This window comes from Microvirga ossetica (assembly GCF_002741015.1).
Taxonomy (GTDB): domain Bacteria; phylum Pseudomonadota; class Alphaproteobacteria; order Rhizobiales; family Beijerinckiaceae; genus Microvirga; species Microvirga ossetica.
The window spans coordinates 500549-523174 of the sequence record NZ_CP016620.1; the positions used below are offsets into that span (position 1 = coordinate 500549).

Annotated in this window: 24 protein-coding genes and 4 pseudogenes; 14 read left to right on the forward strand and 14 right to left on the reverse strand. The window is 61.7% G+C overall.

What is annotated here, in order from left to right:
* Positions 1–462: 462 nt before the first annotated feature.
* On the reverse strand, positions 463–804 hold the full coding sequence (locus BB934_RS45375; protein WP_099516043.1) for a hypothetical protein: 342 nt from the start codon (positions 802–804) through the stop codon (positions 463–465).
* A gap of 110 nt (positions 805–914) precedes the next feature.
* Here BB934_RS45375 and BB934_RS45380 point away from each other — a divergent pair, with 110 nt between their 5' ends.
* Positions 915–1184 carry a hypothetical protein gene (locus BB934_RS45380; protein ID WP_099516044.1) on the forward strand — a complete coding sequence of 90 codons (270 nt, stop codon included), beginning with the start codon at positions 915–917 and terminating at the stop codon, positions 1182–1184.
* A 143-nt stretch (positions 1185–1327) separates the two neighbouring features.
* On the forward strand, positions 1328–1600 hold the full coding sequence (locus BB934_RS45385; RefSeq protein WP_237050849.1) for an SWIB/MDM2 domain-containing protein: 273 nt from the start codon (positions 1328–1330) through the stop codon (positions 1598–1600).
* Positions 1601–1777: 177 nt separating this feature from the next.
* Here the strand turns inward: BB934_RS45385 and BB934_RS45390 are convergent, their stop codons facing one another.
* From BB934_RS45390 to BB934_RS45410, 5 genes and pseudogenes are all read right to left on the reverse strand, one after another.
* Entirely contained in the window at positions 1778–2770 is a 993-nt protein-coding gene (locus BB934_RS45390; protein WP_099516046.1) for an IS481 family transposase, read from the reverse strand.
* A gap of 149 nt (positions 2771–2919) precedes the next feature.
* Positions 2920–3102: a PAN/Apple domain-containing protein gene (locus tag BB934_RS51435; protein WP_099516047.1), complete on the reverse strand. Its 183-nt coding sequence runs from the start codon at positions 3100–3102 to the stop codon at positions 2920–2922.
* 241 nt (positions 3103–3343) lie between these two features.
* Positions 3344–4087: an IS630 family transposase gene (locus tag BB934_RS45400; RefSeq protein ID WP_237050850.1), complete on the reverse strand. Its 744-nt coding sequence runs from the start codon at positions 4085–4087 to the stop codon at positions 3344–3346.
* Between the two features lie 86 nt (positions 4088–4173).
* Positions 4174–4413: pseudogene (locus BB934_RS50790) on the reverse strand (helix-turn-helix domain-containing protein); the annotation flags it as partial.
* Between the two features lie 365 nt (positions 4414–4778).
* Positions 4779–5126, reverse strand: coding sequence for a DUF3572 domain-containing protein (locus BB934_RS45410; protein ID WP_099516049.1), 348 nt, complete (start codon positions 5124–5126; stop codon positions 4779–4781).
* Between the two features lie 721 nt (positions 5127–5847).
* Here BB934_RS45410 and BB934_RS50095 point away from each other — a divergent pair.
* The 4 genes and pseudogenes from BB934_RS50095 (at position 5848) to BB934_RS45440 (ending at position 9801) form a co-directional block, all read left to right on the forward strand.
* Complete coding sequence (locus BB934_RS50095) at positions 5848–6495, forward strand: hypothetical protein (RefSeq protein WP_237050852.1); 648 nt, start codon at positions 5848–5850, stop codon at positions 6493–6495.
* A 1128-nt stretch (positions 6496–7623) separates the two neighbouring features.
* A complete protein-coding gene (locus BB934_RS45425) occupies positions 7624–8238 on the forward strand; it encodes a peptidoglycan-binding domain-containing protein (protein WP_099516052.1) in 615 nt (204 codons plus the stop codon).
* A gap of 237 nt (positions 8239–8475) precedes the next feature.
* Positions 8476–8655 (forward strand): annotated as a pseudogene (locus BB934_RS45430) (MbcA/ParS/Xre antitoxin family protein); the annotation flags it as partial.
* Positions 8656–9183: 528 nt separating this feature from the next.
* Complete coding sequence (locus tag BB934_RS45440; protein WP_099516054.1) at positions 9184–9801, forward strand: hypothetical protein; 618 nt, start codon at positions 9184–9186, stop codon at positions 9799–9801.
* A 298-nt stretch (positions 9802–10099) separates the two neighbouring features.
* Here the strand turns inward: BB934_RS45440 and BB934_RS51545 are convergent, their stop codons facing one another.
* Positions 10100–10489 (reverse strand): peptidoglycan-binding domain-containing protein, encoded by a 390-nt coding sequence (locus BB934_RS51545; protein ID WP_472436452.1) that lies wholly within the window; start codon positions 10487–10489, stop codon positions 10100–10102.
* Between BB934_RS51545 and BB934_RS45445 the strand changes: the two genes are divergently transcribed.
* The 6 genes and pseudogenes from BB934_RS45445 to BB934_RS50110 all read left to right on the forward strand — a co-directional run bounded on the left by BB934_RS45445 (position 10381) and on the right by BB934_RS50110 (position 14001).
* Positions 10381–10980 carry a M15 family metallopeptidase gene (locus BB934_RS45445; protein ID WP_157934740.1) on the forward strand — a complete coding sequence of 200 codons (600 nt, stop codon included), beginning with the start codon at positions 10381–10383 and terminating at the stop codon, positions 10978–10980. The genes BB934_RS51545 and BB934_RS45445 overlap by 109 nt on opposite strands.
* Before the next feature lie 230 nt (positions 10981–11210).
* Positions 11211–11735: pseudogene (locus tag BB934_RS45450) on the forward strand (IS110 family RNA-guided transposase); the annotation flags it as partial.
* Between the two features lie 81 nt (positions 11736–11816).
* Positions 11817–11960, forward strand: a complete 144-nt coding sequence (locus BB934_RS48270) for a hypothetical protein (protein ID WP_157934741.1) — start codon at positions 11817–11819, stop codon at positions 11958–11960.
* A protein-coding gene (locus tag BB934_RS45455; RefSeq protein ID WP_418294697.1) for an IS3 family transposase occupies positions 11941–13082 on the forward strand; the annotation gives its coding sequence in 2 pieces (ribosomal slippage) (positions 11941–12199 and positions 12199–13082; 1143 coding nt in all). Before BB934_RS48270 ends, BB934_RS45455 begins: the two co-directional genes overlap by 20 nt.
* Positions 13083–13169: 87 nt before the next feature.
* Positions 13170–13508: a hypothetical protein gene (locus tag BB934_RS50105; protein ID WP_237050854.1), complete on the forward strand. Its 339-nt coding sequence runs from the start codon at positions 13170–13172 to the stop codon at positions 13506–13508.
* Positions 13426–14001, forward strand: a complete 576-nt coding sequence (locus BB934_RS50110; protein WP_237050857.1) for an IS630 family transposase — start codon at positions 13426–13428, stop codon at positions 13999–14001. The genes BB934_RS50105 and BB934_RS50110 overlap by 83 nt, the downstream gene beginning before the upstream one ends.
* 60 nt (positions 14002–14061) lie before the next feature.
* Here BB934_RS50110 and BB934_RS45465 read toward each other — a convergent pair.
* The 5 genes and pseudogenes from BB934_RS45465 to BB934_RS45485 all read right to left on the reverse strand — a co-directional run.
* Positions 14062–14208: pseudogene (locus BB934_RS45465) on the reverse strand (acyl-CoA thioesterase); the annotation flags it as partial.
* 32 nt (positions 14209–14240) lie between these two features.
* A complete protein-coding gene (locus tag BB934_RS45470; protein WP_099516056.1) occupies positions 14241–14990 on the reverse strand; it encodes a GntR family transcriptional regulator in 750 nt (249 codons plus the stop codon).
* 130 nt (positions 14991–15120) lie between these two features.
* Positions 15121–16089 carry a Bug family tripartite tricarboxylate transporter substrate binding protein gene (locus tag BB934_RS45475; RefSeq protein ID WP_099516057.1) on the reverse strand — a complete coding sequence of 323 codons (969 nt, stop codon included), beginning with the start codon at positions 16087–16089 and terminating at the stop codon, positions 15121–15123.
* A 48-nt stretch (positions 16090–16137) separates the two neighbouring features.
* Positions 16138–17664 carry a tripartite tricarboxylate transporter permease gene (locus tag BB934_RS45480; protein ID WP_099516058.1) on the reverse strand — a complete coding sequence of 509 codons (1527 nt, stop codon included), beginning with the start codon at positions 17662–17664 and terminating at the stop codon, positions 16138–16140.
* 13 nt (positions 17665–17677) lie between these two features.
* Positions 17678–18157 carry a tripartite tricarboxylate transporter TctB family protein gene (locus BB934_RS45485; protein ID WP_157934742.1) on the reverse strand — a complete coding sequence of 160 codons (480 nt, stop codon included), beginning with the start codon at positions 18155–18157 and terminating at the stop codon, positions 17678–17680.
* A gap of 221 nt (positions 18158–18378) precedes the next feature.
* On the opposite strand from BB934_RS45485, the gene BB934_RS45490 reads away from it, so the two are divergent.
* Positions 18379–19374, forward strand: coding sequence for an isocitrate lyase/PEP mutase family protein (locus tag BB934_RS45490; RefSeq protein ID WP_099516060.1), 996 nt, complete (start codon positions 18379–18381; stop codon positions 19372–19374).
* Positions 19375–19505: 131 nt separating this feature from the next.
* Entirely contained in the window at positions 19506–20546 is a 1041-nt protein-coding gene (locus tag BB934_RS45495; protein WP_099516061.1) for an AbrB family transcriptional regulator, read from the forward strand.
* 99 nt (positions 20547–20645) lie between these two features.
* On the opposite strand, the gene BB934_RS45500 is transcribed toward BB934_RS45495, so the two are convergent.
* Both BB934_RS45500 and BB934_RS45505 read right to left on the reverse strand, forming a co-directional pair.
* A complete protein-coding gene (locus tag BB934_RS45500; protein WP_099516062.1) occupies positions 20646–21842 on the reverse strand; it encodes an MFS transporter in 1197 nt (398 codons plus the stop codon).
* Between the two features lie 81 nt (positions 21843–21923).
* The gene (locus tag BB934_RS45505) at positions 21924–22571 is read right to left on the reverse strand and encodes a GntR family transcriptional regulator (protein ID WP_099516063.1); all 648 of its coding nucleotides are present in this window, start codon (positions 22569–22571) and stop codon (positions 21924–21926) included.
* Between the last annotated feature and the right edge of the window lie 55 nt (positions 22572–22626).

The following is a 22626-nucleotide window of genomic DNA, read 5'->3' on the forward strand; positions in this document are numbered from 1 at the left end:
CTACGCCGAACCACGCAGTGAGATGTCATCGACCAGCTATAGCCTGAGAGGGAGATACGCAGGCGTTGGTCGTCCAACAGGGAGACTATGCCCTGAGGATAGGCTCTTCATCAATGAGCGAAGATCCTTCACACATGACAACGCCCTGACAGAGTTAGCCGTATGAGCTCGCTGTCAGGGCGCTTTTGTGATGCCGGTTGCAACACCACGCCTCCACAATGAACCACGAACGCGTGAAGTGCAATTGAACGCTGTGTACAAGTCCGAAGCGCTCTGGCTGGAGGGTGAGCACCAGACCCTACCAGAGCGCGCGATGTGTTCCGGCATTGCGCCTTCCACTTAGATCGACCCACGACGAGACGATGTGTGACGACGCACGCCATCTGGCCCTGGCTTCGTGGGAACAGGCTATTATCGTGGTAGTGCGCCGCGAGTGAAAAAGCATCGCCACTGGAAGCACGGTCAGACGTCGCTTGCAGTCGCAACTTTTTCGATTTTCAGCTTCTTCGGGGCCGCTGAGAGAATGAACTTGGTGAGGACCTTATAGACGGATTGTGGTCCGCACTCATTCTTCCCGGCAGCGCATTGTTCGAAGAAGCTGACGTACTCGTCGCACTCGACTGAGCGCTGTTGCTTCGGAGCTTTGGCGCACCGTGTATACGCCTGTCGCAAGACCGGCAGTGGGTCGAAGGATTCAAAGACCTCTTGGGCTGGGGTTCGAGTGATCTTCTCATGGGCCAAAATGAGAGTGACGGGTCCCAAGAGGATGGCGACCGCTATGAAGCCGGGGTGGATCTTCCGCATCGGCGTACCTCGGACCTTTATGGGTAAGACGAAGTTAACCAATACCCCTGACATTGAAGCACGTAACGGCATAGCATAATCAACGATGTCGAGCCTAAGGAAGCGAACAGATGGAAAAGAGCCCGGAGCAAGAGGCCGAACAACCTGAAATCAGTGGGAAAGCCAGCACGCCGCAGCTGGACCGGTTGGAAAAGTTGGCTAACGCGGCTGCCAGCGCTGCCCAGGCCAAGCAGTGGCGGGCACGCAAGAATGGCATCAGTCAACAAGAGGAGTCGTCGGAAGTCCGCAACCTCAACAGCGATGCAGAAGCCAGAGCTCGGGCAGAGGAAGCGATGCGGCAGATGATGTCAAAGCCCCAAAGCAAACGGCGCGGACGATAAAGACCCGGTGCTTTCATTTGTGACAATCATTCCCACATATGCACCGTCAGAGCGGGATTAAGGAAGTGTTCAGCTCTTGCTCGCCATGGTCCCGCCCCTTTGCCCCTGCCGATGGCAGCGAGGCGTAGTTTAGGAGTATGACAATGACTGAAGCCAAAGCCGCCAAGAAGCCGAATCCTGCTCTAGCGAAGCCGCTGCAACCTTCGAACGAACTGGCGGCCGTTGTCGGATCGACCCCGCTGCCGCGGACTGCGGTGGTGAGCAAGGTCTGGGAGTACATCAAGGCCAACAACCTCCAGAACCCCGAGAACAAGCGAGAGATTCTGGCGGATCAGAAGCTTCAGGCTGTATTTGGCGGCAAGGACAAGGTCAGCATGTTCGAGATGAACAAGCACTTCGCTCAGCATCTCTCCTGAGAAGTCATGGTCTGGGCCAGGCTTCGTGCCTGTGCACGAATTGTTAAGCGTGGCCGTTCCAACATGCAGGTACCGGGTGCGTTGCGTATCTGCCCGAACAATCTCCATAGCTCCCAATGCTTGGAGTTGGCCCTGGCAGAGAGACCTTACACTCTCCGCTGGGGCTTTTTCTTGTGCCTAGATGTTTAGTCCCGGCATTTGGTGGAGCGGGTCGAGCCTGAAGCGTTGAGGCTCGCTTGTCCAGATCTTGCAGATGTACTCGTAGGGGGTGAGGCCGCGCAGCGTCTTGAGCCGGCGGGCGAAGTTGTAGGCGGCGAGGAAGTCGCCCAGGTGCCCCTGCAGCTGGTCGTGGGTGTCGTAGTAGTAGCGCCTGACGGTCGCGTCCTTGAGGGTCCGGTTCATGCGCTCAACCTGTCCGTTCGTCCAGGGATGGCGTGGTTTGGTCAGGCGGTGCTCGATGTCGTTCTGCGCACAGGCGAGCTCGAACGAATGGGCCCGGAAGATCTCGCCGTGGGCCATCGCCTCTTTGATCAGAGGGGCAGCCGAACTGGTGTTGCCGGGTGTGGTGAAGTGAGTGCCGTTGTCGGTGAGAACCGTGTGGATCTTGTAAGGCACGGCCGCGATCAGCGCCCGCAGGAAGTCACCCGCCACGCGCCTTGTGGCTTTCTCATGCAGTTGGGCAAAGGCGAATTTAGACGTGCGATCAATGGCCACGAACAGATAAAGCCGGCCCTCTTCCGTATGCACCTCGGCGATGTCGATGTGGAAGTAGCCGATCGGGTAGCTCTTGAACTTCTTCTTGGTGGGCTTGTCACCGGTCACCTCTGGCAAGCGGCTGATACCATGCCGCTGCAGACAGCGATGCAGGGATGAGCGCGTCAGGTGCGGGATGGTGGGCTGAAGGGCGTAAAGGCAATCGTCCAACGGCAGCAGGGTGTGCTTGCGGAAGGCGACGACGATCGCCTCTTCCTGGACCGAGAGCACCGTTGAATGCGGTGCTCTCGGCCCCGTCGGGCGATCTGCGGTGGTATCCCGCTTCTTCCATTTGGCGACCGTCTTCGGGTTGATGCCATGGCGCTCGGCCAAGGCCCTCAGGCTCGCTTGACTATTTTGTATTGCTCGACGGACTGGATCGAGCGTTGTGGCGCTCCCATGGAGAACCTGGCCCATAGCGCATCCCTCCATTCCGGCGATAAGAATGCACCATCAAACCCTGGGATCAAACATCTAGAAAGCCTCAGTCAGGACCGTGCCAAGTGAAGCCGAGGGCAGGAACTGGCTCCGTTCCGAAAGTGGGAAAGCCACAGCTGGATAGAGCCCTAGCGCCACTCGCCGGTAATGGCATTAGCGGTCGGCGCGGTCTTCTTCATGCCAGAGAAAGCTCCAATGAACCGCTGCGCCTCGCCGACGCGGTCCTTGAGGAAGCACCATCGGGCAGTCTTGTTGTAAGTATATGCTCTGCATTGAGACTCGGATCGGCACAGTGACGCACAGAGCTCCAACGGTACTTCTTTCTCGACCCGTTAGTCACCGCCAGGGATATCGAACTCGTCGGCGGCGACAAATTCCTGTTGCGGCTGCGGTACAGCGGGAGCCGGCAGCTGCGGTTGTACCAGAGGCGGAGATGGTATTGGCCCTTTCGCAGTCGGCGGAACTTGGAGAGCTGCAACGCTGATCTCCCCGTCCAACCAAGGGCACTTGGAAGCAAGAGTCAAGGCGTCGCTATTCCAACAACCTTCGCAGCTAAGCAGCGATTCGGTGGTTGGCCAACGGATGGCGACTTCGCTCGCAATTGAGCATCGCGACCGCCTCGTGGATGGCATCATCGAGGGTCTCTGGACCCGCGAAAGTCTGGTGAGCAAGATGATGCTGCTTCAGATCGCGCCAGAGCTCTTCGATGGCGTTGAGTTCGGGGGCGTACTTTGGCAGCCATTCGACCGTGAGCCAGGGCGCCCGCTCGGCGAGGGCGGCGCGCGTCGCCTTGCTGGTGTGGATCGGGCCATTATCGAGGACGAGCACGATCGGCTTCGTCGCACGACCGGACGTTGGGCCATACTGCGTGTCGATCTGGTCCAGCAGCGCGATAAAATCGGCACTGCGCTTGCTCCGGCTGGTGCGCACGATCAGGTCCCGCGGGGCCCAGTCGAGCAGACCGAGCATCGCCACCTTGGCGGCTTGGCCGGGCGCGGGAATGCGCAGATCCGCGCCCTTCTTGGCCCAAGCATGGGCGAGATAGGGGTGGGTGAGCGCTTCGGATTCATCCCCGAACAAGAGCACGATATCGCCCGCCTCGGCCTGCGCCTTCAGGAGCTTGCGGCGCAGGCCAGCGCGGTCCACGGCGTCTGCATCCTGGCGGCCCTTCAGGGTATGGCGCGGCCGGCGCCAGCGGAAATCCCCTTTTGGCGCAACACGACCGAGAGCCGTGAGCGCGAGATGCGCACGCCGGAGCGCTTCTCGATCTCGTCGGCCAGCCGCGGCAAGGTCCAATTGGGGCGATTTGCGACCGATCCCGCCAGAACCGCCTCGGCTACAGCGAGCGCCCGCTCGGCCTTGACCGGTGCCGGTCCCGGGGCAACGGATCGCCGCAGCGCGTCGACCCCACCCGTCATGAAAGCGCTGCGCCAGAGCCGCACGGTATCCTCGCGCACGCCGAAGGCCTCGGCGATCCGCGGGCTCGTCCAGCCCGCCAGGGTCAGCAGGAGCGCCCGCGCCCGATCCGCCTCGCCCCGATCGCGCGAGTGGCTGAGAGCCATGAGCTCACGCCGCTGCGCGGCGCTTGCGACAACAGGGGATTTGCCCGCCATGATCCGCATCCCGAACCAAACTATGAGATGGAATCACAGACAGCATCCGTTGGCCACCCCGCTGAAACCTGCTTAGTATGCTTCAGCTGGCTTGTTCAGCGCGACGGTACGGGTCGAGATGGCTGGGGGATTGGTAGTCACAACTCACCATGGTGTTCTACATCTGGCAGTAAATATCAAGTGATACAGATGCATCTCCGCCGGTATGCTGATCTACCATTCTTGTTACGAGGGGAAGCCAGCCGTGAGCCGGAGCTTCTTTTGAAATTGCGCTCAAGCATTACAACAGTTGAAAGCCGAAATTCCAATCCAGATTTTTCAGAATGGAGGCCTCTCTATAAACCCGGCGACAACCGGTGGAGAAGCTTTTGCTTTTATTGGAACAGGTTGCGTCTTGGCAGTTGAGGCGCCGGATCGATTTTCTTGTCGATTGGCCTAGTCTCGGACTCTTGTATCAGGTGTATAATGGCCAGCTGGATCGCTGCCGGCCGGATTTGCATCTCCTGATCAATTGCCTTCAAAAATTCATCGTCGTTCGCTACATATTCGAGGACGCCCAGCAGAAAATGTGATGACGTCGCCGACTCACGGATCGTCTCGGGCTGTAGGCCAGTAATGTTCAGAAACTGAATGATTCGATCAACGTCTGCGACGATGAAATTCAAGACTTGGATGGCGATACTCTCGGCATCGCCTCGACCGGCAATACCCTTCCCTGGAATGTCTCGGTCATGTCAGCTTCCACCGTGTCCACATCAGTCCGCACATATTCGACAATGGCCCTCCTATAGTAGCGCTTTTGGGTAAGCTTGGAAGTGTGCCGATGCTGTTCCATCTTCAGAAGGCATACCCGAACCGACCGCTTGGCATTTGGCGGGACAGATGTTAATCCCCTGCCGATTCCCACACTTTGCTTTTCTGGGCGGAGAGATCAGCACACCGCGCCCCTCCGCCTAAAGATCTTTTCTAACTAACGGGATTTGCTAGATGCCCGGCATCGCACGTCAATTCGAGCCGCAGATCACCCGTAGTGGTGGCGCTCCCTCCAAGTACCGCTTCACGATCCGCTGCTCTGAGTGCGACACGACTGACGCTTACGAGGCTTCCAGGTCCAGCAGCCAGGACGCTGTCCGGGCATACTTCAAAGATCGCGGCTGGCTGCTCGGCCGGGCTGCGTCCTTTGACATCTGCCCAGCCTGCCTCGCCCGACCAGGCCAATCCCAGAGGATGGGAGCGACTACCCCGCGATCCAAAGTCTTGGATAATCGGTACGGCGAGATAGCTGACATCCTGGCCCGACACTTGGGCAAGCCGAAGGAACTCGCAGCCGAAGTCTTCCGGCCTAGAGAAGTCAAACCCGCCCAGTCCTCTGCTCCAAAAGTGCCCCAGCCAACGCAGTCCACGCCGGCCTTTTCACAAGAGGTAGAACTGACTCTCTCCGGCATGGCCGCGGACCTGAACGGCCTGCGCTCCGCTGTGGAGCTGATGGCTGATCAGGTGAGCCAGCTGGTCGCGCTTGGCGGCCGGCAGTTCGAAGTCCTCGCCCAGCTGCCTCCCACTCTCGTCCAATCGACGGAGGGCCTATTGGAGGGACTTCGGCAGGTGGCTCATGCTATCCATAGGGCCTCCCCTGTTCCGCATCATGTGACAGATCGGGCCTCTACGGCGGAGGCTGCCGCCGATGCCGAACTGGCCCCTTCACAAGAGCCGGAGGTGCATGAACCGACCCGTCGGTCCAAGGGCAGACGGAGGGCCAAGAACGAGACCGTCCAGGGCAAACCCGCCGAAATCGTGGTAAAGTCCATTGCGGATGCCAACGGCAAAGACCGGTTCTACACCTCGATCCGCATGCCGCGTGCGCTGTGGGACCGTGCAGGATTTGGTCCGGACGATCGCCTGCTGCTTGATTGGAGCGGCGAGGCACTGAGCATTGAGCGGGCAGCCGATGGCGGCGTGAAGCCGAAGTCGATCGGCAGCACATCCGTGGTTCTCCAGTCCTGGAAGCTGGGGAATCTGAATTTCGACCAGCCGAAGTTGACGAGCGATGAGGGATCCTTTCGCCTGACAGCACGGCCGTCGAGCCCCAAGTAGCCCGTGTTCCGCGATCATCCGCACGCCGTGAATAGACTTGAAGGAGGCGCTCTCGGTTCTCTGCGATCCACTCAGGGTAGCGAAAAGGAAACCTTACGAGCGATCGAGCGCATGGCTTCAGCCTGCGCGGCGTGTCCAGTGTCCCGGAGCTTCTGAGCGGCATCGTCCAAGATTGACGGAAGCACACTCACCGAGGCGTGGCGGACCGACACGCGGCGTGGAGAACCAGCCCTCACACGATTGTACCGCTGCGGTGACTGGCTGCGCTCGAGTGCGGCTTCAATAGCAGAGCGGAGAGAGAGGGTTGTGCGGATCGTCATTTGGAATGCAGTGAGCGTCGTTGCAAGAGTCGGCGGGGCAATGGCATCTGCCTCCTCTAGTTCCTTGGCCGCATGCTGAAGGTCTAGGATGAACGAGCCTAGGCCGAATAGGACCGCGCGCCACTCGACCGGCAACAGTCGCATTTCAAGCGCATTTGTGCGCGGAACACTGTGCCGAACGTCCGCGGTTTGGCTTGACACTGCAGCCTCCATTCAGGGGAAACGGGGCGGGGACGGTAAGCCCCGCCCCTGAAGGCGTTAGCCCTCGTCGCGATTGCTGGAAGCTCGGGCGAGCCGGGAGAAGGTGTCGCAAATCAGGTCCACGCAGGAGACGCGTGACTGGACTGCAGGCATGGTGGTCTACGACATATCGCGTCCAAAGGAACCCTGGTAGATCGATTTCATGTCTGTCGAGGGCAGGGGCATCCACAGGATCTGATATACGGGCGGGCGCTGGGCCTATGCATCGGCCCTCATCGACGGCTTCATCGACTACATCTTCATCACAATCTACATATTCGATCTGACCAAGCCCCGCTAGGCCGGACGCTATTGGCTGCCGGGCATGAATCTCGCGGCAGGAGAGAACCCGATTGGGCGCCGCCTGTTTAAATCTCCAAGTCGAAGCGCCGCACCCCAACACGTCCTGGGTCAACTGTGCGGTGCCAGCGCAGGAACACGTTTGCTTAACCATGCAGAGCCATGGGCTTTGGACGATCCGATTTGCGTCACACGCTCGACCCAATGCGGCGCTGATGTGAGCACACAACGCGCTTCGAATGTCAGCCAACGATCGGTGAGTAAGCTCATGAGCTATGATAGAACCCGCGAACATTTGCAGGTTGGTTTAGTCGGGATAGGCCTCGCAGCTACGACGGTCATCGGGTGGGGATTGTTCATCTACTCCGTCCTCTCTACGGGAGCTGAGGAGCACGCGCTCCAGCGGGAGGTTTCGCACCTCCGGCAGCAGATTGAGGCCGTCACAGCAGAGCGCGATCAACAGGCAAGAGCCAATGAACAGAAAATCCGGGCAGGACAGGATCTGAACACGATGCTGGTGCGGATTGAAGCAGCCACCGAAGAGATCCTGCAGCTGAATTCTCTCCAGGCGAGCGTTAGCCAAGCGATCGAACAAGCCCGCCTTGAATTGACTGGACCGTCAGATCCTCCGGCCGCTCTGACGGAAAATCCCATGGTCAGCACAACGTCATCAGTTCGTCTTTCCAAGCAAGATGTCCGCGCCGCACAGGAAGCGCTTGTCGACTTCGGATATGGAAAACTAAAGGCCGACGGGTCTTTAGGGCCCTCTACGCGCAAGGCCGTTGCGGCCTTTGAACGAGCCACGGGTCTTCCTGTCACGGGCAAGCTTGGAAATGCGACCCTTCAGGCGCTGAGAACCCATATGGCCTCGGTAACTCAATAGCACGCACTTCGAGCTTCATTACACCGCTTGCGACTGGTGGTGGACCTTCGGCGTCGACCCGAGCCTGCCCGACGTCTGATCCTGCATCTCCAAGCGAGCGCTCCTGCCAAAGGGTGCCGCCGACGGAATCTGCCAACTGGCGGCGCTATTGGGCGTGAGGGTCGTGTCGGCATAGGCCTTGGCCTATACTGGTCTCGATAAAACGAGATTGGATAACTTTTGATGGATGATGCGACGATCCGGATCCTCACGATGGCTGAAGAAATGGCGGGCGATGAGCAGCGCGCTGCGATCTGGTTCAAGCATCAGCCGATTCCAGGCTGGGCCGGAAAGACAGCCTCTGACCTTGTCCTGGAGGGTAAGGCGGATGAGGTCCTCGCCTATCTGGAGGCGGTCAGAGCCGGCGTCTATGCATGAACCAGAGCCGGCGCACGGATCGACGAGGTTGATCACGGAGTTGGGGTCGTAGTCGTCGAGACTGTGCCGCTCGCGAAACCGCCCGTTGAATGACTCTTGGTCTCGGACGATGCGCTGGAAAGGATTTCCCCCGCTTCAGGCTCTTAGGGCAGGGCGCCTCAAGGGCGTCATGGACATCGCTCGGGGCCAAGGAGCCGAGTGATCAGGAAGTCTAAACGACTGGGCTGCGAGCTTGTCCGTAAGGCCGCTGAAGGCTATAATGATTCCTCTCCAGGCTAGGGCAGGGGAGCTTGAACGGAGCAGGTCGGGTCTCAATATGAGTACTATGGCGAAGAAGCACACAACCAAATCTGGACCACTGACCAAACCCGGCCGTGTGGGCAATTCCAAGATCGCCGGGAAGACCAGCGACGGTGTTATCGTGCTCCGGGCCAAGGCCAAGCCGACCCATTTCACGGCCAAGCAGATTCGCGAGACAATCCAACGGACCGGATTGGCGCTAAGCGATAAGTCGACCGCCCGCCGTTAATGCCTACGTCGACCGCGGCTCGGGACGTTTTCATTAACTGCCCGTTCGATTCCACCTATAAGCCTGTCTTCTGGGCAATCGTGTTTACGGTCCTGCGCTCCGGCTTCAGTCCGCGGTGCGCGCTTGAGGCCGACGATTCGTCGGAGAACCGGCTTGCCAGGATCCAGGCGATCATTGAGGAGTGCCGATACGGCATTCACGACATTTCCCGGACGGAGGTGGATGGCGACCCTCCCTTGCCCCGTTTCAATATGCCCCTTGAGCTCGGCCTGTTCTTTGGGGCCAAGCGCTATGGGAACAATGACCAGAGAACCAAGCGGGCACTTGTTCTCGATCGGGAGCAGTACCGCTACCAACGGTTCATCTCCGATATTGCCGGCGCAGACATCCACGCCCATGGCGCCGATCCGGGTAAGTGCATCGAACAAGTCGCGACGTGGCTTCGCACCCAAAGCCGGGACACGAAAATTCCCGGCGGCCGAAAGATTTCCGAGGAGTTTGAGGTCTTTCAATCTCAGCTGGGAGCGATCTGTGCAGATCGTGGCTTAGAGCCCGACGAACTGACGTTCGGTGATTTTGCCGAACTGGTCGCCGCTTACCTGACCGTGGATCCTTGAACCATTTTCGCTCATGAACTTCCTAGGCCGATTGTCCACGGCTACTGGCTCAACTTCTGCCCGCTCGCCATCTTCAGAATTCCGGCACAGCGCAATGAGGAGGTTGTGCGCGGCGGAAGGCGCACAGGACTTCTTGTCAAAATGCTTATTCAGCGTAATTCGCTCTCGTCATTCTTCATTCGAAGGCAGCGTTGAAGACTTCACTGAACGGAACCGGCAAGCTGATCTTGAGACTCAATGGTCAATGACGCTCTTGCCAGTGATAAAGGGCAGGATGTCATGAGAATGGCCGTGCGAACTACTCAATTGCAGAGGCCGTGTGGTTTCTCAAAGCCTGAAGAGTCGCAGGTCCGAGCTTCCCAGTAATAGGAAGTCCTTTGACCTGTTCGAAGACCTCAATGGCCTTATGGGGCGGCGCTCGGGTGAGGGGCAGGTATCTCGCCACCGCGCCATGCGCCGGATGGACGACGCCCCGGTCGCCGATGCGGTCCCGGCCAGGACGTCCGTTGCGCGATGCCCGCGGACGCCGAGCTGTTCTGCCTTCCTTTGGCGCCATTGGGTTGCGACGGTTCGTGCCGCATGGCTCGGACCTTACTCTCCCCCTGCCTCTGGGCGCTCGGTATTGCGCTCCTCGGCTCCGGTCTGGATGGCGGGCCCCAGGCCGGACCCGGCAGCGGATCGCGGGCATCTCCGGATGTTTCTGCCAATCCGTTCAACGGACCGGGCGGCGTTTACGCGAAGATCCCCGCGAGGGATGAGTTCGGGCGGGATCAACTTGCGATGTTCCGCGCGTGGAACCCGGACCCGGTCGGAAACCATGAGGCCAACCTCAGGGCCCTCAACCCGGCGCTCGCCAGGGTGGTACGGACGGCGCAGGCCGACAATCCTGGCCTGCGCTTTGTGATCGGCTCGGGATGGCGCAACGGTCGGCTCCAACGAATGGCGGTGGCCTGGGGCTGGTCCAGGACACACGACAGTCCGCATCGGACAGGTGACGCGGTGGACCTGTGGCCGCTCGACCAGGAGGGCCGGGTCTTCTTTGAGCCCCAGGCCCAGAACAGGATTGCCACCGCGCTCAGGAAGGCCGCCGCCAAACTGGATGTGCCTATCCGCTGGGGTGGTCACTTCCACGGCTTCAAGGACTTGGACCGCTCACATTTTGAGCTCGTGCTGCCATGACCGGAACGGGTGCCCTTTGTCTTTTGGGTTCGAGGGCCTGGGGAGCCGGGCCGGGCTTGCGCTCTCGGGCTGCACATCCGGCAAAGGATGGAGAAACCTCGCATTATGTTAGAGGCGAATTCAGCGGCTGTGCTCGGTCGGGAAGGTCTCCTAATGGGATGGTCCGGCCGTGCTTCTGCCCCGCTTGCCTGTAAGCTGTGGGGCTTTGAGCCACGCAAGGAGCACGTCTCATGTCACGGTCTTCTGCCTCTACCGCCGTTGCCACCCTGGGCATCGATCTGGGCAAGAACACGTTCCATCTCGTCGGCCAGGATCAGCGCGGCGCCATCGTGCTGCGCATCAAGCTCTCCCGCACCCAACTCTCTCAGCGGCTGGCCAACATCCCGCCGTGTCTGATCGGCATGGAGGCCTGTGCCGGGGCTCACTACATCGGCCGCCAGCTCCAGGCGTTGGGCCATGACGTGCGCCTGATCCCAGCCCAGTACGTCAAGCCCTTCCTCAAGGGGCACAAGAATGACTATCGCGATGCGGAGGCGATTGCGGAGGCGGTGCAGCGGCCCACCATGTCCTTCGTGGCGATCAAGACCCCGGACCAGATGGATCTGCTCGCCCTGCACCGGGTGCGTTCGCGCCTGGTGGGTCAGCGCACGGGCGTGACCAACCAGATCCGAGGCCTGCTCCTCGAGCGCGGCATCTCCGTGCGCCAGGGGCTTGCGCCGTTGAGGCAGGCGTTGCCAGGCATCCTAGAGCATCGGCTGTTCTGATTGAATCGGAGGCTATGCGGCGTGACGGCTTTGTGATTCCCTTATCTCGGCCCTCTTTAGAGGAGATGAGCGATGACCAAGTCCTACTCGCTGGATCTGCGGCAACGGGTGGTGCGCTTTGTTGAGGCGGGGCATTCCTGCCATGTGGTCTTGCTTCGAAAAAATGGAGAGCTTCTGATGAAGCAGGAGGATCTCCATGCCGAAGACCCGTTTTAAGAGAGAGTTTCAGGATGAGGCCGTCCGCCTCGTTTTGACGAGTGGGCGCTCGCAACGCGCGATCGCCGACGATCTTGGGGTGAACCGTTCGACGCTCGCGCGCTGGATGGCGGAGCACCAGGATATGCGGCCTTCGTCGGCCCCGCCGCCCAATGAGGATGTCATGGACGAGCTCAAGCGCCTCCGTCGCGAGAACGAGGTGCTGCGGCAAGAGCGCGACATCCTCAAGAAGGCCACCGCTTTTTTCGTCAAGGAGGGAAGTCGATGAGGTTCACGTTCATCGATGCGGCGAAAGCGGAATTCCCCATCCAGCGCCTGTGCCAGGTTCTTGAGGTGAGCCAGAGCGGCTACTTTGCCTGGCGAAGTCGTCCGGCCTGCCAGCGTCAGCGCGACGATCTGGTGCTGCTCGCCCATGTCCGATCCGCCTTTCGAGAATCGAATGGCACCTATGGCAGCCCACGGATGACGCGCGAACTCCAGGATCAGGGCCTGCCGATCGGGCGCCGTCGGACGGCCCGACTGATGCGCGAGAATGGGCTCAAGGCCCGGCAGAAACGTCGCTTCAAGCGCACCACCGACAGCCACCACGCCTTTCCTATTGCTCCCAACCTGCTCGAGCAGGACTTCTCGGCCGAGCGCCCGAACCAGAAATGGAACGCGGATATCTCGTACGTGTGGACGAGCGAGGGCTGGCTCTACCTGGCCGTGGTCCTGGATCTCTTCGCGCGCCGGGTGGTTGGCTGGGCGGTGAGCGACCGGCTGCACAAGGAACTGGCGCTCGAGGCGCTGCGCAAGGCTCTGGCGATCCGAAGACCCGGTGAGGGGCTGACCCATCACGCGGACCGCGGCAGTCAATATTGTTCGATCGAGTATCAGGCCGAGTTGCGGAAGCACGGCATCCGGATCTCAATGTCCGGGACAGGCAATTGTTTCGACAATGCCGTGGTCGAGACTTTCTTCAAGACCTTGAAGTCCGAGCTGGTCTGGCGCACCGTCTTCCAGACGAGAGCCGAGGCCAGGAAGGCGATCGGTCGTTACATCGATGGCTTCTACAATCCCGTCCGGCGTCATTCGACACTGGACTATGTCAGTCCGGCTCAGTTCGAAAGGCTGGCCGGATAGCTACCAAACCGCTCTCCACTAAACCGAAGCAAATCCAATGAGGCCGCGCGCCATTTTGAGGTGTCGGTCGCGTTTGTGGTGCGGCTCATGGCGGCGTATCGGGCCACCGGCAGCCTGGCGCCCAAACCAGAGGGCGGCTGGCGCTACTCCAAGCTCGACCCGCATCGCGAGTTTCTGATCCGTCGCGTCGCCGAGAGGAACGACATCACCATGCCCCAGCTCGCGGCCGAACTGGTGGCCTTGGGCACCAAGATCACGCCGGCGTCCATCGCGCGCTGGTACATCCGCCACGGCTATAGCGTCAAAAAAAACTTTGCGGGCCAGCGAACAAGAACGCTCCGACGTGCGCCAGGCCCGCGAGCATTGGCACACAAAACGCCAGCCGCGCATGCGCCAGGAGCCGCACCGGCTCGTGTTTCTCGATGAGACCGGCACATCCACCAAGATGACGCGCCTGCGCGGCCGCTGCCTCAAAGGGCAGCGTCTGTATGCAAGGGCACCATTCGGCCACTGGCTGACCCAGACCTTTGTCGCCGGGCTGCGCTACTGTGGTCTGACGGCGCCTTGGGTGATCGATGGGCCGATGACCCGTCAGATCTTTGAGACTTATGTGGAGACCCAGCTTGCTCCGACCTTGTCCAAGGGCGACGTGGTGATCCTCGACAACCTGCCGGCGCACAAGAGCGAGACGGCGGCGCAGTGTCTGAAGCAACGCGGCGCCTGGTTCCTGTTCCTGCCTGCTTATTCGCCCGATTTGAACCCAATTGAGCAACTCTTCGCCAAGATCAAAGCACATCTGCGCAAAGCCGAAGCCCGCACCTTTGACGCGCTCTGGCGGGCCATCGGGGACATCTGTGATGGGGTCGAAGCTGAGGAATGCCGCAACTACTTCACTGCCGCAGGTTATGGATTCGTCTGAACAGCCGATGCTCTAGGTTCGTACTCTGACGCCCTATCGCTGCGCATCGTTCACCTCATTGCGAGCTCGCCTGGCTGCCGCATTTCCGGCAGCCAGGTCCATCTGCGACATCAGCCAACCGCCGAAGATGTCGCCGGCCGGATTGGTGTCCGAGGGCATCGCAATGGTTCGAATGACAGGCTCTTTGTCGGTGCCGTTCGCTTCCATTGGATTCCCTTGAATATCGGCCTAGGTCTGGTTCAGGCCCTTGTCCTGCGCCGTGTCCCGGCGCGGGGCTGCTGGTCGACGGACGCATCGAAGGCCATGGCCTCCGCCCTGCGTTCCCCCCCACTTCGGATGTGCCGCCGCATCATGATCTCCGCCAGTTCGGGATCCCTGTCCTGGATCGCGTCAAGGATGCGTTTGTGCTCGACGAGCGCGCGGCTCCGGAGGACGATGCTGTCGCTGCGGCTGCGGTAGAGCCGCAGCAGCGGATAGAACTGATTGCAGAGATACTCGATCAGGAGCGGATTTCCGCTCGCCCGCGCAATCCGGAAGTGGAAATCCCGATCGGCGGCGCCCAGTGCGTTGTGAACGCCCGGCTGAAGTCCGGCGATCTCTGCCTCGTGGCGGCGGACGCCCTCGGCGAGCGCCTCAATATCCTCGGCACTCATGTTCCGCGCCGCTTCGCGGGCGGCAAGGCCCTCAAGGACCTCGCGCACGCTATAGATCGATTGCAGCATCTCGCGCGTCGCCTCGACGACCCGCGGGCCCTGGTTCGGGACGCGGGTAATCAGATGGCGCTCTTGCAGGCGGTGCAAGGCCTCGCGCAGGGGGCCGCGGCTGACACCGTAGCGCTGGGCGAGAACCGGCTCGCTGATCTTCGACCCGAGGGGCAGCTCACCCTGGAGGATGGCATCCGTCAGGCGATGGAAAAGCTGCTCGGCCAGCGTCTGGCTCGCCTCCGCGGCATCACTGACAGGGGTCAAACGGTGTTCAGGACCATCCATGACTTACGAACCTTGCCGTTGCATCGCGTTGGGCATCTTCGGCTCGAAGGCGGGGACGAACAAGCCCATTCCCGAACATCGAGCCGACAGTTCGGGGAGGCGGACGGCCTGGACCGTCCGCCGCGAAGCGTCACTGCGTGGCGAGGCCGAGTTCGGTCAGGATCTCCTTCGCCTGGCGTGTCTCGTCCGCGATGAAGGTCTGATACGGCGCCTCGGGCAGGTACAGGTCAAGCCAGCCACGATCGTCGAGGATCTTCTTCCAGTGCGCCGACTTTACGAGCTTGGCGAACACGTCGGCCAGGGCGGTCGCCGACTTGTCATCGAGGCTCTTGTGGACGGAAACACCGCGCCAGTTCGCGAATACGACGTCATACCCAAGCTCGCGCAGCGTCGGGACATCGACGCCAGGAAGCCGCTCGGGCGCAGCGACGGCGAGCAGCCGCAGCTTCTTTGCCTCGATCTGCGTCTTGAAATCCTGCAATCCGCCGCCGACCACGGTCGCCTGGCCGTTCAGCGCCGAGATGACAACCTCGCCCGTGTTCGGATGCGGGATGAAGTTGACCTGCTTCGGCGTCATGCCGGCGATCTTCGCGAGACGGGCGAAGAAGATGTTCTCGGTCGACCCGGGAGAACCGCCGCCCCAGGCGATCGAGCCGGGGTTGGCCTTGAAGCGTGCCATCAGGTCCTTGAAGTCCTTGACGTCTGAGTCCTGACGGACGGCGATCACCTCGTACTCGCCCGCAAGCCGGGCCAGGGGCCGAACATCGGCCAGGGTGACAGGCGTCTTGTTCGTGAGCGGGAAGAAGACCGTGCCCGCGCCCTGCACGACGACGGCATTCTTGTTGCCTTCCTTCGTGGTCACGAATTGCGAGATCGCGATCATGCCGCCGCCACCCGGCACGTTGTTGACCTTGATGTTATTGATCCCCTCGGCCCGCAGGGCCTCCTCGATCCCGCGCGCCGCCTGGTCGAGCCCGCTGCCCGGGCCGCCCGGCACGGTGATATCAAGTGAGCGGATCGTCTGCGCCTGGCTTGGCGCAGCCGCGAGAAGGAAACCAACCGCAAGCGATGCGATCGTCGTCCGTCGAGTGATGATCATCTAGTCCTCCCAGTGAAAGTGATTGTTCGGTGATCGCGCGGAGGGGTGTTAGTGGGTGGCACCCACCGCGGATTGGGACTTCCGCCTTCTCAGGCTGGAAATGATCGGAGATGCCACGAACGCAAGCGCCACCAGCAGGAGGACAGCCGAGACCGGGTGCGTGACGAAAACGGTCCAGTCACCCTGGCTGATGGCCAGCGAGCGGCGTAACTGCTGCTCGATGAGCGGTCCGAGGATCAGCCCGAGCACGCACGGGACGATCGGCACCCCGACGACCCGCATGACGAAGCCGACCATGCCGATGATCCACAGGATCACGAGATCGACCGCGTTGCCGTTGAGGCTGTAGACGCCGAGGGACGACAGCACGAGGATGCCGCCATAGAGCCAGGGCTTCGGCAGCGACAGGAGCCGCACCCAGACGCCAACCATGGGCAGGTTGAGGACGAGCAGGAAGACGTTGCCGATGTAGAGGCTTGCGATCAGTCCCCAGATCAGGCTCGGATTCGTATCGAACAGCAGCGGACCGGGACGCAGCCCGTATTGCTGGAAGGCTGCGAGCATCACCGCCGCCGTGCTTGACGTGGGAAGGCCCAGCGCCAGCAGTGGCGCCAACGCACCGGCCGCCGATGCATTGTTGGCCGCCTCGGGACCGGCGACGCCCTCGATCGCGCCGAGACCGAACTCCTCTGGCTTCTTGCTGAGCTTCTTCTCGAGCGTATAGGACAGAACGGTCGGGATCTCACTGCCGCCCGCCGGGATCGACCCGATGGGGAAGCCGATCAGCGAACCACGCAGCCATGGCTTCCACGACCGGCTCCAGTCCTCGCGGCTCATCCAGAGAGAGCCCCGCAGCTTGTGCAGGCTGTCGGCCTTGCCGCCGTCGGTCGCTGCCATGTAGAGGGTCTCGCCGATGGCGAACAGTCCGACAGCCACGACGACCGTATCGATGCCATCGAGCAGTTCCGGAACGCCGAAGGCAAAGCGGGCTTGTCCGGTCTGCGGGTCGAGTCCGACCGTGCCAAGGAGCAGCCCGAAGAACAGCGAGGCGATCCCGAATGCGATCGATCCACCCCCGGTCGGGTTGCTCAGCATGGTTGTCACGGTGGCAAGCGACAGCACCATGAGGGCGAAGTAGTCGGGTGCCGTCAGCTTGAGCGCGATTTCCACCAAGAGCGGGGCGGCGAAGGTCAGTCCGATCGTTCCGATCGTGCCGGCGACGAAGGAGCCGATTGCGGCAGTCGCCAGCGCCTGGGCGCCACGGCCCCTGCGCGCCATGGCGTTGCCGTCGATGGCGGTCATCATCGATCCAGCCTCGCCGGGCGTGTTCAACAGGATGGAGGTCGTCGAGCCGCCGTATTGTGCGCCGTAGTAGATGCCGGCGAACATGATGAAGGCGGAGACCGGCGGCAGGCCCACCGTCAGGGGCATCAGGATCGCGACCGTGGTCGCCGGACCGATCCCGGGCAGGACGCCGATCGCGGTCCCGAGGGTCACGCCGATGATCGACCAGATGAGATTATCCGGCGTGAGCGCGACGGTAAAACCCTGGGCAAGCAATGCAAGTGTTTCCATCACCTGGCTCCCATCATTGGTCGCGCTGGAACAGCGGTTCCAGCGGCCCGAGCGGCAGATCGATCCCGAGGCCGAGAGTGAAGACCAGCAGGATCACGGTGGCGAGGACGAGGCCGATGACCGCATTCGCTAGGATGCGGCGATCGCCGAACGCGTAGGTGCCGGCCACGAACACGGTTGCGACGGCCGGGATCCAGCCGAGACGCGAGATCAGGGCGGCCTCCAGCAGGAGCGCTGCCGAGATCAGTCCCACCGGCCAAAGGTTGAGCTTCGGCTGATCGGGCAGGTCCTCGAGCGAGGCACGCCTCGTGCTGATCACGCTTGCGACGCCGGACAGGGTGAGGCCGATGCCGATCAGGTTGGAGAACATGGCCGGTCCGACGACGTCGTAGGTGAAGCCGGTCTTGATCTGTTGCGAGGCGACGACGACTGCCACGCCGAGCGCGACGACGGCAGAGCCGAATAGAGTCCCAGGTAGTCGATGTGCCGACATTGTCCTCCCTCCCGTCACTTTTGGTTGCTGCCAGTCTTCAGGCGTCATGCTGGCCTTGCCCGGAACCTATCGAGGCGGGCGAGATTGTCAACATATTATGTAATTCGGGGGTAATTTATACGTTCTGACCGCTTTAAAAGAAGAATGTGTTGACACATAGTGCCGTCTTAAGTTTCTTGTTGCCAGACCGCGGCGGTCGTTAAACGTGAGGGAGTTTGTCCATGCATCTCAGGCCCAAGGTCGTCGAAGGCCGTATGAGCGCGGAACTGCGGCGGCAGCTTCGAGAAGAGGCCCACCCGATCTGCGCGATCTCCGGCGCAACGCCCCATCATGCCCAGTTGGCGGAGGCGGCTGGCTTCCGGCTGTTCTTCCACTCGGGCTCGCAATCCGCAGCGACGATCCTCGGCCTGCCGGATGCCGGCCTGATGACGCTGACGGAGGCTGTCGACAATCTCCGGCGCATTTGCCAATCCGTTACGATCCCGGTGGTCGCGGACTGTGAGACGGGGTTCGGGAACGTCATCAACACGACGCGGGCCGTGCACGAGTTCATCACGGCCGGCGTGGCTGGCTTCTTCCTGGAGGATCAGGTCTTCCCGAAGCGATGCGGCTTCACGGCGGGCGTCGAGGTGATCCCGATCCCCGAGGCCGTCGGCAAGTACCGCGCGGCCGTGGCCGAGCGCGACCGCCTCGATCCCGACGTTGTCGTCATCGCCCGCACAGACTCCAGGGCTGCGGTCGGAGGGAGTGTCGATGAGGTGCTTCGACGCTGCGAGGCCTATCTGGAGGCCGGCGTGGACATGTTGATGGTCGTGGCGCTCCAGACCCGTGAGGAAATGCGCAGTGTCATGGAGGCATTCCCCGGAACCCCCATCTACATCAACGCGGGCGCCGTGCGACCGTTGCTCACGCATGCGGAGTATGCCGCGATGGGGGTCGCGACCTACAACATCTCGGTGGCCAAGGTCGCGCAGATCATGATGGAGCGTTTCCTGGACGACTGCCGGCAGCGAGGTGCGGATGCGTTCAACGACTTCATGGCATCGAACACGGCAACTGGCCGCTCGACCCTCGGCTATCTGAGCCTGACCGGCTTTCCTGCCGTGGTTGAAATCGAACGTGCCTTCCTGCCCGCCGAGGCAATGGCAAAGTACGATACGTCGCTCGCGGATTACGATCCTCGGAAGGGCCGGGCCGTTGAAGCCGAGCGATCCTGACCCGGCACGCTTGGTCGGAATGACCGAAACGACCGCCAGTTCCGGTCCCGCTTGCCGATGGAGGCGGGGCAGGGCTGTGGACGTCACTCTACTGCGTGAAGCGGGCCGGTTCGGGGAGCAGGCGTCCAGGGATGACAGGTAAACTTGGCGGCATCCTTGCGGTCCGGGCCCTTCTCGGCTTCGTCTCGGGCTGTGCGGGCGGAGCCGTTTTCAAGTGGCTGGGCTTCCCGCTGCCGTGGACGCTCGGGTCGCTGACGGCCGCTGCCGTCATCGCCGTGGCCGGACTTGAGTGGAAGTTGCCGAATGCCGCCCGACCCATCATCGGGGTCATGGCCGGAAGCGCCTTCACCGCGGAGGTCGCGCGTTCCATGGTGCATTGGTGGGAGGCGATCCTCCCGCTGGTCGCGTTTCTCGTGCTCATCACGCTGGCGGGCCGGGTGTTCTTCACCCGCTTCTGCGGCTTCGACAGGACGACAGCCTTCTTTGCCTCGACACCGGGAGGATTGAGCGAGCTGACGCTGCTCGGGGCGCAGTATGGCGGGAATATCCGCCAACTCGTTCTCATTCATTCCACCAGGATCATCACGGTCGTCTTCCTGGTGCCGTTCGCTGTTCGCCTCCTCTTCGATCTCGAGGGTGGCGGAAGGATCGGCCCCGGTCATGCGTCGGAGGTGCTTTCCGCGCTCGACTGGCTTGTCCTGTTGGGTTGCGCCGCGCTTGGCTACGTCATCGGGCGTCCACTCAAGTTGGTCGGCGGTGTCATGGTCATGCCGCTGATCTTGAGCGCGATCATGCATGGTACGGGCCTGACGCAACTTCCCCCGCCGCCTTGGCTCGTCGCACTCGTGCAGGTGGTCATCGGCTGCGTCGCAGGTTCCCGCTTCGCGGGCGTCCAATGGCACGAGGTTCGCACCTCGGTTGTCCAGGGCCTTGCGTGGACGGCGATCATGCTGCTGGCGGCCCTCGCTGCGGCCGCCCTGTGCTCGACATTCGTCGATGCGTCCGTGCCGGCCCTTCTTCTCGCCTTTGCCCCCGGCGGCATCGCCGAAATGACCATCGTCGCCTTTGCCATGGGCATCGAGGTCGCTTTCGTCGTCTGCTGCCACGTCTTCCGGTCCATCTTCCTCGTTGCGATGGCGCCGGCGTTGTACCGCGGAACGCACAAGGGTTGATGGACTCAAGAGGACCTTGGTGATCGGAAGTTCGCACATCGCGCAGGATCCTGGTTCGGCGCGCTGATCCTCAGCACCGTCCAAGGCCATCACACGGTATCAGCCAACTGGCAGGCTGGTTGGCTTTGAGGACGGCTGCGCGGCAAGAAGGAACCCGAGAGAGCAGAGGAAGATGATCGTTCCAAAGGTGGCTGCCGCGCTCAGGACAAGGGTGAACCCGCTCATCCCGTGAAGGAGCGCGATAAGTGGGACGGCCAGGCCACTCGTCGTGAACCCGAGGAAGTAACGAACACTGAATGCCTTGGCCCTGTATTGGGATGGGACGTAACGCGCGACCATCGCATCGTTGACGACAACCTGCCCGTAAATCGCCGCCATGGCCAGGACCAGACCAGCGAGCATCGGGATTCCGCTGGTCACAGCCGCGAGCCCAAGTCCGAGCGGTTGCAGGATCGACAGCCCGACGAAGATCCTGGGCAGCGTAAACCTGTCGACCAGGCGTCCCATCAGGAGCTGCGTCAGAGCCCCGAAGGCAAACACGAGCGTAGCCAGGGATCCGATCAGGATAAGCGGCAGGGAGGCCCCGGCACGCTCGTCGATGATCTTGGGAAGTGCGATCGTCGTGATGTTGAAGGTCATGCCGCCTGCCACGATCGCCGCTGCGAAGAGCAGGAAGAGCGTCATCGGGCGTACGACAGGGATCACGGCATGAGTGTTGCCGGATTTGCCATGACTGTCTCCATCACCGGGGACCAGGCGGACAAAGGCGATGCCGGCAAGGAGGCAAACAAGTCCGGGAAGAATGAAGGCAGCGCGCCAGCCGAGGCTTGCGGCCAGTAGGGCCGTAATTCCCGAGGCTAGGGCCGCACCGAGATTGCCCCACACCCCATTGATCCCGAGATCCCGTCCGAGTTGACTTGTGTGGCTTACCAGCATCGTCGAGCCGATCGGATGATAGATCGCGGAGAACACTCCGAGTACGAAGAGCCAGATGCCGAACATGACCGGCGAGCTCGCCGTCGACAGCCCCAAGCATGCGATCCCGCAGCCGCCGAAGAAGATCGCCAGCAGGTTCCGGCGTCCCATGCGATCCGCAAGCCAACCCATCGGGAGCGAAAACAGGCCGAAGGCCACGAAGGCGCCCGTCGCGAGGCCGATGAGGCTGGCATAAGACAGTTGCCGCTCCGCCGCGATGGCGATCACGGCCGTCGGGTAGATCAGAAGGACGAAGTGATCGAGCGCATGCGCGATGTTGACGAAGGCAATGGTGCGGCGCGAAAGCAGGTCAGGCGACATCCTTGGAGTCCTTGTCAGTTTCGTGTGCAACACTCCGCGGCGGCTTGACCCTGCCGGAACTCGCTACAGGCGGACCGACGACTAGGCCGCGCGATCAAAGCTCGCGATGAAGTCGGCGAGGCGTTCTCCCTGGATCAGGATGTGTTCCCGGAGGAGCCGCTCGGCGAGGGCGCTGTCCCCGGCACGGATCGCATCGACGATGCCTTGGTGCTCCGCCAGTGAGTTCGCCACGCGGCTGCGGGCCCGGAGCTGGAGCCTGCGATAGGGCTTGAGGCGGGCATGGAGCTGTTGCGCCTGCTCCGCTAGGAACGCGTTCTGGCAGGCCTCGTAGATGACGTGGTGGAAGCGCTCGTTGGCATAGTAGTAGGCATCCGCGTTCTCCTGCGATGCCTCCCGGGCACAATCCTCATGCGCCTTCTCGAGCTCCCGTTGCATGGGCTCGGTGATCCGACGGGCCGCCAAGGCCCCGCACATGCCCTCGAGGCCCGCCATCACCTCGAACCGCTCGACGACGTCCTTGAAGCTCAGGGAGGCGACGAACGCACCCCGCCGTGCCTGTAACTCCACCAGTCCGGTCGAGGCAAGCTGCATCAGGGCTTCCCTGATCGGGGTGCGGGAAACCTCGAACCGAGCGGCCAGGCTCTGCTCGTCGAGCCGGTCTCCGGGGCGGAACTTGCCCGTAACAATGTCCTGCTCGAGGGCGTCGCGTAAGGCTTGAGCGCGTCTCATCGTACTCGTCCTGCTCGGAAACATCCTAGAACGGATATATATAATCTTTCAAGTC